This window comes from Embleya sp. NPDC050493, from assembly GCF_044458105.1.
In the GTDB taxonomy this organism is placed as follows: Bacteria; Actinomycetota; Actinomycetes; order Streptomycetales; family Streptomycetaceae; genus Embleya.
Map to the genome: position 1 here is coordinate 152,193 of NZ_JBITHP010000023.1, position 12,007 is coordinate 164,199.

General features: G+C 70.8%; 12 protein-coding genes and 1 pseudogene. 7 read left to right on the forward strand and 6 right to left on the reverse strand.

The window, feature by feature from the left end; translation table 11 throughout:
• Window positions 1-15: 15 nt before the first annotated feature.
• A complete protein-coding gene (locus ACIBM5_RS34395) occupies window positions 16-1,479 on the forward strand; it encodes an aspartate aminotransferase family protein (protein WP_396010574.1) in 1,464 nt (487 codons plus the stop codon).
• Window positions 1,463-1,933: a Rid family hydrolase gene (locus ACIBM5_RS34400; RefSeq protein WP_396010575.1), complete on the forward strand. Its 471-nt coding sequence runs from the start codon at window positions 1,463-1,465 to the stop codon at window positions 1,931-1,933. The genes ACIBM5_RS34395 and ACIBM5_RS34400 overlap by 17 nt, the downstream gene beginning before the upstream one ends.
• 115 nt (window positions 1,934-2,048) lie before the next feature.
• On the opposite strand, the gene ACIBM5_RS34405 is transcribed toward ACIBM5_RS34400, so the two are convergent.
• Window positions 2,049-2,465: a TetR/AcrR family transcriptional regulator C-terminal domain-containing protein gene (locus ACIBM5_RS34405; protein WP_396010576.1), complete on the reverse strand. Its 417-nt coding sequence runs from the start codon at window positions 2,463-2,465 to the stop codon at window positions 2,049-2,051.
• 36 nt (window positions 2,466-2,501) lie between these two features.
• Here ACIBM5_RS34405 and ACIBM5_RS34410 point away from each other — a divergent pair, with 36 nt between their 5' ends.
• Together ACIBM5_RS34410 and ACIBM5_RS34415 are read left to right on the forward strand one after the other, a co-directional pair.
• Window positions 2,502-4,091: an MFS transporter gene (locus ACIBM5_RS34410; protein WP_396010599.1), complete on the forward strand. Its 1,590-nt coding sequence runs from the start codon at window positions 2,502-2,504 to the stop codon at window positions 4,089-4,091.
• 324 nt (window positions 4,092-4,415) lie between these two features.
• Window positions 4,416-5,477 carry a GNAT family N-acetyltransferase gene (locus tag ACIBM5_RS34415; protein WP_396010577.1) on the forward strand — a complete coding sequence of 354 codons (1,062 nt, stop codon included), beginning with the start codon at window positions 4,416-4,418 and terminating at the stop codon, window positions 5,475-5,477.
• Between the two features lie 155 nt (window positions 5,478-5,632).
• Here the strand turns inward: ACIBM5_RS34415 and ACIBM5_RS34420 are convergent, their stop codons facing one another.
• Window positions 5,633-5,974: a hypothetical protein gene (locus tag ACIBM5_RS34420; RefSeq protein ID WP_396010578.1), complete on the reverse strand. Its 342-nt coding sequence runs from the start codon at window positions 5,972-5,974 to the stop codon at window positions 5,633-5,635.
• On the opposite strand from ACIBM5_RS34420, the gene ACIBM5_RS34425 reads away from it, so the two are divergent.
• Window positions 5,951-6,763, forward strand: coding sequence for a hypothetical protein (locus ACIBM5_RS34425; protein WP_396010579.1), 813 nt, complete (start codon window positions 5,951-5,953; stop codon window positions 6,761-6,763). The genes ACIBM5_RS34420 and ACIBM5_RS34425 overlap by 24 nt on opposite strands.
• Here the strand turns inward: ACIBM5_RS34425 and ACIBM5_RS34430 are convergent.
• From ACIBM5_RS34430 to ACIBM5_RS34445, 4 genes and pseudogenes are all read right to left on the reverse strand, one after another.
• Window positions 6,696-7,061: a hypothetical protein gene (locus tag ACIBM5_RS34430; RefSeq protein WP_396010603.1), complete on the reverse strand. Its 366-nt coding sequence runs from the start codon at window positions 7,059-7,061 to the stop codon at window positions 6,696-6,698. The genes ACIBM5_RS34425 and ACIBM5_RS34430 overlap by 68 nt on opposite strands.
• A gap of 50 nt (window positions 7,062-7,111) precedes the next feature.
• A pseudogene (locus ACIBM5_RS34435) lies at window positions 7,112-7,510 on the reverse strand (protein-L-isoaspartate O-methyltransferase); the annotation flags it as partial.
• Window positions 7,511-7,977: 467 nt separating this feature from the next.
• A complete protein-coding gene (locus tag ACIBM5_RS34440) occupies window positions 7,978-8,700 on the reverse strand; it encodes a hypothetical protein (protein ID WP_396010580.1) in 723 nt (240 codons plus the stop codon).
• Between the two features lie 307 nt (window positions 8,701-9,007).
• Window positions 9,008-9,265 carry a hypothetical protein gene (locus ACIBM5_RS34445; protein WP_396010581.1) on the reverse strand — a complete coding sequence of 86 codons (258 nt, stop codon included), beginning with the start codon at window positions 9,263-9,265 and terminating at the stop codon, window positions 9,008-9,010.
• A gap of 632 nt (window positions 9,266-9,897) precedes the next feature.
• Between ACIBM5_RS34445 and ACIBM5_RS34450 the strand changes: the two genes are divergently transcribed.
• Both ACIBM5_RS34450 and ACIBM5_RS34455 read left to right on the forward strand, forming a co-directional pair.
• Window positions 9,898-11,019 carry a methyltransferase domain-containing protein gene (locus ACIBM5_RS34450; protein ID WP_396010582.1) on the forward strand — a complete coding sequence of 374 codons (1,122 nt, stop codon included), beginning with the start codon at window positions 9,898-9,900 and terminating at the stop codon, window positions 11,017-11,019.
• 460 nt (window positions 11,020-11,479) lie between these two features.
• Window positions 11,480-11,611 carry a hypothetical protein gene (locus tag ACIBM5_RS34455; RefSeq protein ID WP_396010583.1) on the forward strand — a complete coding sequence of 44 codons (132 nt, stop codon included), beginning with the start codon at window positions 11,480-11,482 and terminating at the stop codon, window positions 11,609-11,611.
• Window positions 11,612-12,007: the final 396 nt, after the last annotated feature.

The following is a 12,007-nucleotide window of genomic DNA, read 5'->3' on the forward strand; positions in this document are numbered from 1 at the left end:
CATCAAGGAGATGTCGTGACCGAGTCCATAGAGGCGGCGCCGTCGAGCGACGACGCCGAACGCATCGCCCAGGCCGCCGAGTGGGACAGCAGATTCGCCATGCACGTGCATCGGCCGCCGGGCGGCGGAGCACTCGGAACCGCGGTGAGCGCGGCCGGTTCGTGGCTGACGTTGGCCGACGGCACCGAACTCCTCGACCTCCACGGCCAGTACATGTCCATGGGAGTCGGACACAATCACCCCAGAGTGCGAGCGGCCCTGCACAAGGCCGTCGACGATCTCGGGTACTGCGTCGATCTCTTCGCACACGAGGCCAAGGGACGCGCGGCAAAGCTGCTCGTCGAGGACACGATGGAAGGCTCGGACTGGGCCGGACGGGTCCGGTTCGTCGCCAGCGGAACCGAGGCCGTGGAGACGGCGCTTCTGATGGCGCGCATATACACCGGGCGCCAGGTGGTGGTCACGCGGCAACTCGCCCATCACGGCTGGACCGAAGGCGCGGCGGCGGTGTCGACGTCGACGATCAATCGCGGAGACTACTTCGACCTGCCCCAGGGCCGAGTGCGCAACGCGGTCGTCCAGCACGCGCCCATTGCCCCGGCACCGTTTTGTGCCGACTGCCCACTCGGTCGAACCCCGGCACACTGCAAGGACGCGAACGGCACCCTGGCCTGCGTTCGAGAGACCGAACGGACCATTCGATCGGTGGGTGTCCACAACGTCGCCGGCTTCATCACCGAGCTCTACAACGCGGCCGGCGCGTACGTGGTACCCCCGGAGTACCCGGCCCAGATCCGGGAGATGACCGAGCGCCTCGGCATCGTGTGGATCGACGACGAGGTGGTCGCCGGAGTCGGCAGGACCGGAAGATGGTGGGCCTTTCAACACTACGGTGTGACGCCGGACATCGTCGTGGCCGGCAAAGGGTTGTCGAGTTCGGCGGCCCCGGTCGGCGCCTGCATCGTCAGTCGCAAGATCTCCGACTACTTCGACACCGGGATCTGGACGGCGGCGGGAAGCTTCCACGGACACCCGCTCTCGGTCGCCGCGGTCGCGGCGACGCTGGAGACGGTGATCGAAGAAGATCTGGTGACGCACGCGGCGGAACTCGGCGAGCACGTGCGCCACCGATTGACCGAAATGGCTTCCAGGCACCCGAGTCTCGACAACTTCGAGGGCAGCGGGCTCGCCTGGATCCTCAACTTCGTCGACCCGGCCACGGGCAGGCGATGGACCCCGACCGACCGTTGGTACGACGTGACGGCCGACGGTGAAACCTTCAAACCGTCGGAGTTCATCACCGAGGCATGTGTCAAGCGCGGCGTGCTGCTCTTCCCGTTCCTGCCGAACAGCATGCATCTGGGTCCACCATTGGCCATCACCAGGCAGGAACTCGATTTCGGGCTGGACGTGCTGGACGAGGCGTTGGGTGAACTCGACGCGCAACCCACGGAGGCGAGCCATGGCCACGGACACTGACCGCGGGTACTCGCCGGTGGTACGCGTCGGCGCACACGCGTGGGTCTCCGGCGTGGTCGCGATGGACGAGGCCGGCCGAGTGCTCGGCGGAGCCGATACCTACGCGCAGGCGTGCGCGGCCTTCGCCGGGGTCGACCGCGTGCTCCACACGGTGGCGATGAGCATCTCCGACGTCGTGCAGACACGCATCTTCCTCACGCCCGAGGCGGATTGGGCGGCCGCGGGCAGGGCCTTCAAGGAGACGTTCGCCGACGTCCGGCCGGCGGCGACGATGATCCGGGTCCATTCACTGGCACTGCCACACCTGTGGATCGAGGTCGAGGTGACGGCCGTCGACCGCCGCGAGGCGACCGACGGGAGACGAGAACGACCGGATCCGCCCGGCAACCCCGGTCTCCCGGGATCCGGTCAGGCGACCGCGACCGGCTCGGGCCACTGTGCGGGCAACCGGTGAACCGGCGCTGCGCCGACGGCGCGGCAGCCCGACCGCCGTCGGGGCGCCGGCCGTGACCCACGAGCGGCACGGGCGGCACCGACTCCTCCGCCGTGTCGGGTCGGCGACCGAGAGGTCAACCGGGCTCGCCTTGCCGGACCAACGTCGCGATGCCGTCCGGGACACCGGCCAGGCCTGACCGGAAAAGGGCATCCAGGTCCCAGGGTTCGCCGGCGGTCCGCATCGCGCGGGTCAGACGCGGATACGCGCCGGACTCGAACAGGGAATCCCAGGACGAGCCGGCGGTCTTGCGCCACTGCGCCGTGGTGAGCCCCGATCGCTGTTCGGCCTCGATCTCGTCGACCAGGGTCATCGCCACGCCCTGCGTGTACGCGGTGATCGCGCGGATCCTCCTTTTCGTCACGGGTCCGCTTGCGTGTCGAAATTCCAGTGCGGGACGAGTACGTGCGGAAATTCCCCGGGAAATAAAGGATTTTGTGAGCGTGTGTGCCGTGGGTATCTTGTACGCCATCGACACGTACACAGTACGCATCGGCGTGTGGATATCGATGGAACGGCTCAGGGAACGGTGGACGTGAAGGAAACACGGAACAAGGCCGGAACGAAGGAGTGGGCCGGGCTCGCGGTCCTGGTGCTCTCCTGCGTGTTGGTCTCCATGGACATGTCCGTCCTGTTCGTCGCGCTGCCGTTCCTGACGGCCGACCTCGAACCGAGCAGCTCCGAACTGCTGTGGATCATGGACGCCTACGGGTTCCTGCTGGCCGGGCTGCTCATCACGATGGGCACGCTGGGCGACCGGATCGGCCGCCGGCGGTTGCTGCTCACGGGCGCCCTCGGCTTCGGCGTCGCCTCGGTCCTGGCCGCCGTATCGACCAGCCCGGGCACCCTGATCGCCGCCCGCGCGCTGCTGGGCGCCGCCGGGGCGACACTCGCGCCGTCCACGCTCTCGCTGATCCGCAACATGTTCCACGACACACAGGAGCGGGCCGCCGCCGTCGGCCTGTGGACGGCCGGATTCGCCGGCGGCGCCGCGCTCGGCCCGATCATCGGCGGCGCGCTGCTCGAGCACTTCTGGTGGGGCTCGGTCTTCCTCGTCAACGTGCCGGTGATGCTGCTCCTGCTCGTCCTCGGCCCATTGTTGCTGCCGGAGTATCGCGACCCCGAGCCGGGCCGGTTCGACGTCCTCGGCGCCGTGTTGTCGCTCGTCGCCGTGCTCGGCATCGTGTACGGCATCAAGCAGGCCGCGGAGCACGGTCTCGGCTGGGCGCCCGCGGCCTACGTTGCCGCCGGTCTCGTGGTCGGCGGGGGATTCCTGTACCGGCAACGGGTGATCGCGAACCCGATGATCGACCTGGACCTGTTCCGCTCCCGCAGGTTCGGCGTGTCGATGGTCACCGACGGGCTGGCGACGTTCGCCTTGGTCGGATTCAGCCTGTTCACCTCGCAGTTCATGCAACTCGTGCTGGGCATGGGGCCGTTGGAGTCGGCGCTGTGGTCGCTGCCGACCTTCCTGGTGATGCCCGTGGGGGTCGCGGCGGCCACCGTGCTCGCGCCGCGGATCGGCAAGCCGAACGTGATGGTCATCGGGTTGGCGGTGTCCGTGGCGGGCTATGCCGCGCTGGCACTGATCGGTACCGACTCCGGGAGCGGTCACCTCATCGGCGCGTTGGCCGTCGTCTCGGTCGGCATCGGCGGGGTGGTCGCCGTGGTCACCGACGTGATCCTGTCCTCGGCTCCGCCCGAGCGGGCCGGATCCGCGTCGGCGATGTCCGAGACAGCCGCCGAATTCGGGGGTGCCCTAGGGATCGCGGTACTGGGCAGCATCGGTACCGCGGTCTACCGAACGACGTTGACCGACAACGCCCCCGACGGCCTGTCACCCGCGCAACTCGACACCGCCCGGGACACGCTCGGCGCCGCCGTCGACACCGCCGCGACCCTGCCGAAGGGCAGTGGCGAGGCGTTGCGACAGGCGGCGTTCAACGCCTTCACCCGGGAGATGAGGATCACCGCGGCGGTCAGCGCGGCCCTGCTCACCGGCGTGGCGATCGTCGTGGCGATCCTGTTGCGGGAGACCGCCACCGAAGTCGCCGCGCGGCGGAAAACGGCGGCGGGGAGCGCGACAACGACCGAGGCGGCGAACGAACCGGTGGGCTGAGACCGCCACAGGCCGGCGACCCCATGGGATCGCCGGCCTGTGACTGGGTCGGTGCCGCGGCCAGGATGGCGCGCGCTTCCCTCGAACACACATCGTTCCCGAGCCCACGCCGGCTCGCGTCGTCGCCTCCCCGACGCTGCCGGCCATGGAAGCGTCCGCCGTCGCGTCGCGGTGTTCGGCACCCGACGTGGTGTGCGTGGTCGCGTTGACGTGGGCGATTCCGGCGCCCCGCGCGCCGATGCGGCGATGCGGCGATGCGGCGATGCGGCGATGCGGTGTCCTTCCCGAACCACGCCTTGAAAGTAGCGACGAGAAAGGATCCCCATGAGTGGGACCGCACATGGCAGCCCCGAACTCCGCGCGCTGTCCGACCGGGTGACCGCTCCGTCGGCCATCGAACTGCCCACGGCCGGCGACGGGCTCACCTGGAGACCCGCCACCCCGGACGACATCGGCCTGATCCTCGAACTGGTGCATGCCGCCGGAAGGGTCGACCATCCGCGTTTCCTGGTGGCGAGGGACGAGTTCGAGGAGGAGTTCGGCAGCGAAGCCTTCGACCCCGAGCGCGACGCGGTGATCGCCGTCGACGACGCCGGGCGGGCCGTTGCCTACGGCTCGGCCGCGGCCCCGGTGACCCACGAGACGATCGTCTGGGTGGAGCTCGACGGAACGGTGGCCCCGGACCGTCGTCGCGAAGGCATCGGTACGGCACTGCTGGCATGGCAGGAGGCCCGCGGGCTTCAGCACCTCGCGGCAAGCGACGCGACCCTGCCCGGATGGCTTGCCGCCGGCGCACAGGACCACGCCACCCCCGCGATCCGGCTCCTGGAGGCACACGGCTACGAGCGTGCCCGGTGGTGGCTGGAGTTGGAGCGCGACCTCGAAGCACCGGTGCCCGAGCCGGCGCCCGCCCCCGGAGTGCGGCTCGTGCCCTACGGCGAGGAGTGGGCGGAGCGAGTCAGGTCCGCGATGAACGACTCCTTCCGCGACCACTGGGGCAGCCGGCCGGTGACCGCCGACGAGTGGGCCTCCGAGAACCGGTTGGCGGCGTTCCGCCCCGACCTGTCCCTGCTCGCCGTCGCCCCGGACACCCACGACGGCGAACGCGTCGTCGGGTTCGCCTTGGTCGACGTGGAGCCGGACGAGTGGCCGCTGCGTGGCGGCCCGTTCGGGTACATCACGGTTGTCGGCGTACGGCGGGAAGCGCGCGGACGAGGACTGGCTCGCACCATGTTGGCCCACGTGCTGCGGGCGCTGCGGGCAGACGGTCTCGACCACGCCGTACTCGACGTCGACGCCGAAAGCCCCACTGGCGCCCTCGGCCTGTATCAGAGCCTCGGCTTCACCGTCACCGACCGCTCGATCACTCTCGTCAAACGCTTTTGACCTCTCCCGACCCCGGCCCATCCGGCTTCCGTTCAACGGCCGTTGACGCACCGCCGTCGGCAATGTCGCCCGTACCTGCTCCCGCCACCATGTGGTGGGAGCAGGTACGCGAGCCAGCGTTCGGCGTGCTCCGGGTCCCAGTTCCGCTCCCGGCCTCACCGTGCGACGCCTCCGGGAAGGCGTCCTCGAGCCGTCGAGGGCGCGGCGTCCCACTCCTCCAGGACCACCCGCAGCCGCAGAGCCACGGCGGGAGCCGCCCTCGGGCGTTGCGCCAGGTGCCGCAGATACGGTTCCGCGCCCTGGAGCAGTGCGGACCGCGGGTGGTTCTGCACCATGCCGACGTGCGTGCCCATACCGAGAACGTGACTCCAGGCGTCGACGTCGCACCGCGCCCGGGCGGCCCGGATGTGGCCGTCCGCGTAGACGCCGTCGCCCACCTCGCAGCTCGACCAGCCGGTGGACAGGGCGCAGCGTTGGCAGGCGAGGATGCCGCGCATGGCCGGCTACCGGCGCTGCCACTCCGCGTCCAGGGCGTAGACAAGACCGACTGGCTGACCGAGACGCACGTCGCCACCGCGTACCACCAGCGCTTCCAGGCCGCGGCCGACCGGCGGGAACGCATGCGCGAGGTCCAACAGGACCTGGTCGCGGCGGAATGCGACCGCGATCGGCCCCACCTGGTGGTCACGCTGGTGCCGGAAATGCCCGGTGAGATGCCCATCAATCAACGATCCTTCGTCGCGCACAAAGAGGCTCTGTCCGCCGCGCGGCCCCTTTTGGGTCTGTCGCACCAGCCGTTCGTTCAGGTGAGCGTGGGGCGTCGCAGGTTGCGCCTGGGCTGGCCCTCTCCTGCCGCGCGCAGGGATGTGGCGTATCTCCACGACGACGGCGCCGGCGTCTGCGCCCACCCGATCGACACCCGCGTCTACACCATGGACGACGACGCGAGGGTTCGTGTCGTCGACGCGGACGTACTCGTGCACCGGCTGATGTCGGCGCCGGCCTTCCTCGGCGCCCACGCGCAGGACCGGTGCGGCACGACGGGGACGGTCAACATCGAGGTCGACCTCGTGGACGAGATGTACTCCCACCCCTGGGCGCCCCCCGAGCCCATCGCGCGTCCGGGAGTGCCCTCGCGCGAACCGGCGCATCCGCTGGTGGTGGAGCAACGGTCCGAACAGTCCGCGACGTTCATGGCGGTCACCGCCCAGGCCGAGATCACCGCCCTCCTCGACGAGCGAACACGGTCACGCGGCGGCAGCCCGCGACCGGCTCCGACGTCGTGACGAGGGGCCATCTGCGGCCGGTAGCAGCGTCCCCCGCCCACACGAACTGCTCGTCGGCGGTGATCGTGACGCCGTGGTCCCAGCGGCGGATCCGACCGTCGCGATCCCACACGTCCCACGCGGCCTCGACCTCGTCGAACTCTCGGATCGGGGTCGTGTCGCGGGCCGGCATGAACTGCGCCAGCCCCTGCAACCATCCGGTGGCCGAGCGGCCGCCTTCGGCCACGGTGACGGCGAAGTGCCCCAACCGGCCCCACGGGAACACCAGATCCCCACCCGGGCGCAGCTGTTCGACCATGCCCAGGGGACGCGGTCGACGGCGTAGGTGGCGACCACCCTGTCGAAGGGGCCGGTGTCGGGGTGGCCGTGTGTGCCGTCGCCGACGACGACCGTGACCCTCTCGCCGAGACCCGCGCCGGCCATAGCGGCCCGGGCACCGGCCACAAGGTCGGGGGCGGCCTCGATGCTGGTGACGTGGCCGGTGGGGCCGGTGCGGTGGGTGAGCAGGGCGGCGTTCCAGCCGGTTCCGGTGCCCAACTCCGGGATGTGGTGGCCTGGTTCGACGTCGAGCGCGTCGAGCATGCCCGCCACGACCGAGGTGCAGGACAGGCTGGAGGACGGACGGTCACGACTGATCTCAGTGATCGCCGCGTCGTAGGGCCCGGCGTACACCAGACGTGCCCACGCGTCCGGATCGGCGCAGCGGTCGACGGGCACGTAGGCGTGGCCGTCCCAGTAGATGTCCACGCAGGCCTGATGGAAAGCCTCATCGCGAGCGACCTCGCCGACCTGCAGGACTTCTACCGGCGGGTCAACAGCCGGGAAGGCGGCCGCGCTGTCGCCTGACCTTCTGCGGAACCACCTTCGCCGTACCCGAGCCGGTACCTGGCGACCGCCTGGGCGAATCATGACGTACCCGGCCCGGAGCGCGCCGAGTTGGGGGTGGGTCACCAACACCCGCGCCCGACGCGGCCCCGGCGTGAGGCGCCTTGTCGGGCCGGCAACGGCCCCGCGCCGCTGGGCGGGGCGTTGCCTCGGCTGGGCCTCGGGGCGGGGCGAGAACGTGCCGCGACGCGGGACCTCCGAGCGGAAGAGTGTCCCCAGGGGAAGTAGTCGGTGCCCGGACGCCTCGCCTTGGGAGTGCCGACCAGAGAAGTCACCGACGGCGCGGACCGGGTGCCCCTTGTACGCCGCTCGTCGGACGCGCGTGAGTGTCAGGCGGGCACGGCGCACCAGAGCGCGTCGACCCTGGTGGTGCTTTGTACGCCGAAGGTCGCCGCCCCGTCCCATTTGATGTACGCCCGTTCCTCCGGCGGGGGTACGGGGGTCATGGCTCCGTACCTGGCCAGCGAGCGGATGCCGCCGAGTTGTTGCCACGCCCGGCGCGAGCCGATGGCGAGCACCTTGGAGACGACCTCGACCACGTCCAACTCGGGGTCACCGCGCCGGCCGAAGATGTCGGTCGGGAAGATCGTGTCCCCGGCGGGCCCGTTGGGGGTGTACTCCACTCGCCCGTCCCGCAGGCTCGCGAGCCTGCACGAGTGGGTGAACGGGGCCGGGGGCGTGCCGTTGGCGCGGAACGCGAACACCCATTTCGCCTCGTTGTTCTGCGAATAGGGTTGGTGGATCAGGCCGCCGTCCGCCCGGATTCCCGGCTTATCGGGGCGCGAGGTCCACTCGTCGAGGTACGGTTCCGGCTTGGACGTGTAGTAGTAGAAGGACTGGAGCTTGACCAGGCGGGAGAACATCCACCCGCCTCCCTCGAACTGGTCCGCCTTCAGACCCGCAGGCAGGTTGGGGCTCGCCGAGTCGCGCAGTTGCTGCAACGTCAGGGCGTTGGCCGGCCTGTCGGGATTGGCCTGGATACTCGTGTCGGTGATCTCGGCCACCTGGTCGGGCGCCTCGAAATCCGCAGCCGACCGGACATCCTCTGTCATCTTGTGATCTCCCTGCGTAACGGTGATGATGCCCCTTCACTATCCACGAGCAACGCTTCGCTGTCAGTCGATCACACGAAGCAATCCGGTGATCCGACGCGGTCGCCGGGCCGGCGTTGTGGTGGATTCCGCGCCGCCGGAGGAACGGGTGAGGAGACGAGCCGTCGTTCGTCGACGCCTCGGTGAGACCCGAGCCCTGGAAAGCTGGTGATGATCTCGGCGTCCGGGCGCTTCCCAAAAGACTCCGCCGAGGCTTCGGCCAGGTCGTCCGCGCTGGCGCGGGCCGCCTCCAGCCTCCGCAGCAGGGTCAGGGCAAGACGGCCATCGCCTCCACGAGCACCGGTAGTTGGCGCATCTGCGGGATCCACAGGGCGGCGTGGAGGCGCTCGACCTCCTCCTCGATGCCGCGCGTGCGGCCGGCCCTCTTGAGCACCGCCCGCAACCGGGCGCGGGTGAGCCGGGCGGCTCGCCCGGGTGTCGGTGCGGCGGCCGGCAGCTCGCGGGCGACCGCCGAGACGATGTCGACGACAGTCACCAGCAGCCGGTGCGCGGTGATCTGATACACGACCAGAATCCTGCGACCGATCGTCGCCTCACGCCGATCCTTCGACCAGGCCGCGCTCGAACCGCTCCCATACCGGCCCGCGGCTCCAGAGATCAGGTGATCATCGCGTGGCGGCCCGTGCCCACCAGGGGCCAGGTCGAGCCGGACGGATCGTCGAACCACACGTATTGGCGGCCGTCCGGCTCGACGCGCAGGCCGAAGCGTTCGGGCCCGGGGCTGCCTTGGGCCGTCCAGCGTGCGTGGGTGTGTTCGATGTCGTGAGGCTCACGCGGTCAAGCCGGCTGTCGCACTCGCCGATGCTCGGCAACGGCAGTGCACGTGGGCGGCGGAGCGGGTCGAGGCCTTGATCGGGCTTGGGATGCGTCGGGGGTAGCCGGGTGTCGGTGGCGGGGGTCCGTTGCCGCGCTGGGGGGCTTGCGGGTGGGTGGGCCGCAGTGCGGCGTGTCTTCCGTACCAATGTGGTGTTGCGTCATCCTGGGGTCTCTCTGTGTGACCGAGGAGGCGTGATGGGACAACACGAGAAGCCGCCGCCGGATCCGTCGAAGGGCACTCCGCCGCCGAACAACTCCGATGGGCAAGTGCCTGCTCCCCCGCCGCCGAACGGCCAACACAAGAAGGACAAGTAGCTCGCCGTGGATCTTGTCGAGGCGCGGTCGCGGTTGGCGGCAGAGATGGAACGGCGTGGGGACTGGCCCGAGCGCGCGCCGTGGATCCGCGCCGCGGTGGAGGCGACTCCCCGGGACGCGTTCGCGCCCGATCGGCTGTGGCGCTGGGACGGCGAGGGCTATGTGCCGGTCGATCGGGTGGTCGACAAGGACGCGTGGGTGTCGCTGGTGTACGCCGGGCCGGACGACGCCGCGGTGACACAGGTCGTCGACGGGGTGCCCACGTCGAGCCTGTCGTGCCAGGCGGTGGTGGTGGACATGCTCGACTCGCTGCTGCTGGAACCCGGGCATCGGGTCCTGGAGTTGGGTACGGGGACGGGGTGGAATGCGGCGCTGGCCGCCCGACGCGCCGGGCCCGGCAACGTCGTCAGTGTCGAGGTCGATCCGGAGTTGGCCGGGGTGGCTCGCAAGGCGCTCGCAGAGGCCGGGTTGGACGTGTGCGTCGGGGTCGGGGACGGCGCGGCCGGCCGGGCGTCGGAGCAGCCGTGGGACCGGGTGATCTCGACCTACGCGGTCGAGCGGGTGCCGTGGGCGTGGATCGCGCAGGCCCGCCCCGGGGGGCGCGTGGTCACGCCGTGGGGGCGGTTGGGTCATGTCGCGTTGACCGTCGCCGAGGACGGACGCTCGGCGAGCGGATGGGTCCAGGGGCTCGCCACATTCATGCCCGCCCGCGGCACCCCGGCCGAACGCCGATTCGCCGACGTACGCGGCAACGCGGCGGCCGGGCAGGAGCGCGGCGTCGTCCGGGACCTCGCACCGTTGTGCGACGACGCGCACCTGCTGTTCGCGTTGCGCGTCGCGCTGCCCGAGCTGCGGGTGCGCGCCGCGCGCGACGCCGACGGGGTCAACGCCTGGATCCACGACGGCGACACCTCCTGGGCCGTGTACTCCGCATCGGCGGGCGTCGGAACCACGCTGTATCAGGGCGGAGCGCGGCGGCTGGGCGACGAACTGGAGACGGCCTGGGACCGGTGGATCGCCGCCGGTGCCCCGGCACTGTTCGACCACGGAATGACCGTCACGCCCGACACGCAGTTCTTGTGGGCCTACAACCCCGATACCGGGCCCAGGTGGCCGACGACCACGTGACCGCGCGTGGACCCGCAGCTTGCGCGAATGCCGGCAAGGCCGGCTGCTCAAAACGGCGGCTCTTCACGGCGCGAACGAGGTGATGTTCGCGACGGTCGGCGATGTCCCCCGAGGATCGGCGCGGCGAACACCGCGATCGACACCTTGGCCGGGTTCCTGGCCTGGCCGGCCCGTACTGAGCCGACCGCCGGCCCGGCCGCCGTCGGCGTCGCCCGAGGGGCGTCACCCCGGGGCGGGTCGGTCGTTGAGGTCGGGTGTGGTGGTCCGGCGTCTCCCGGTCGCCAGGCCCGGCCGCACCGGATCGGCCCATCCCCCGAGGCCGACCGGGCGGGTCGCGGACGGGCGCCGGTCGGCAGGACATCGGCGTCCGCCCGCACCCGGCAACCGAGGAGATCCGATCACGGCCCCGTCGCCCGACTCCACCGAGATCCGTGACCGGCATATCGCCGACCTGCGGGATGTGCTCGCACGCGCTGTCCCCGAGATCTCCTCCGCCGGAATCGTCGCGGGCGAGGACCCGGGTCTCGCCGTTCGGCTCATGGGCATCGCCACCGGGATGGCGGAGGTCCTGGCTCGTACCGCCCTTGAATGACAAGGTCCCGCCGGCGCGGCCCCCGAGGCCGGGTCGGCGCCGGAGCCGCCCGCTACCGGCCACCCGCGGGGTGCTCGCGGGTTGGCGGTTCGCTCGATCCTCGGCGGTTGAGCGGCGCCACCAGCGTCGCGAACTCCTCCGGGGTCATGATGGGGATGCCCAGGGCCTTGGCCTTGGCGCGTTTGGAGCCGGCCTTGTCGCCGGCGAGGGTGGTCTTGGCGGAGACGCTCGAAGCGGCGTGCCCGCCGGCGCGTTCGACGCCCGCCTGCCGACCTGGCCGCGCGCGCTATCACGGGTGGCGAATTCAAGGGGGCTTCGCGTCACGGATGATCGATCGGCCGGCGCCGGGAGGTTGGCGAAACGCTCGGCCGGGGGCTTCCCGGCCGAGCGTTTAGC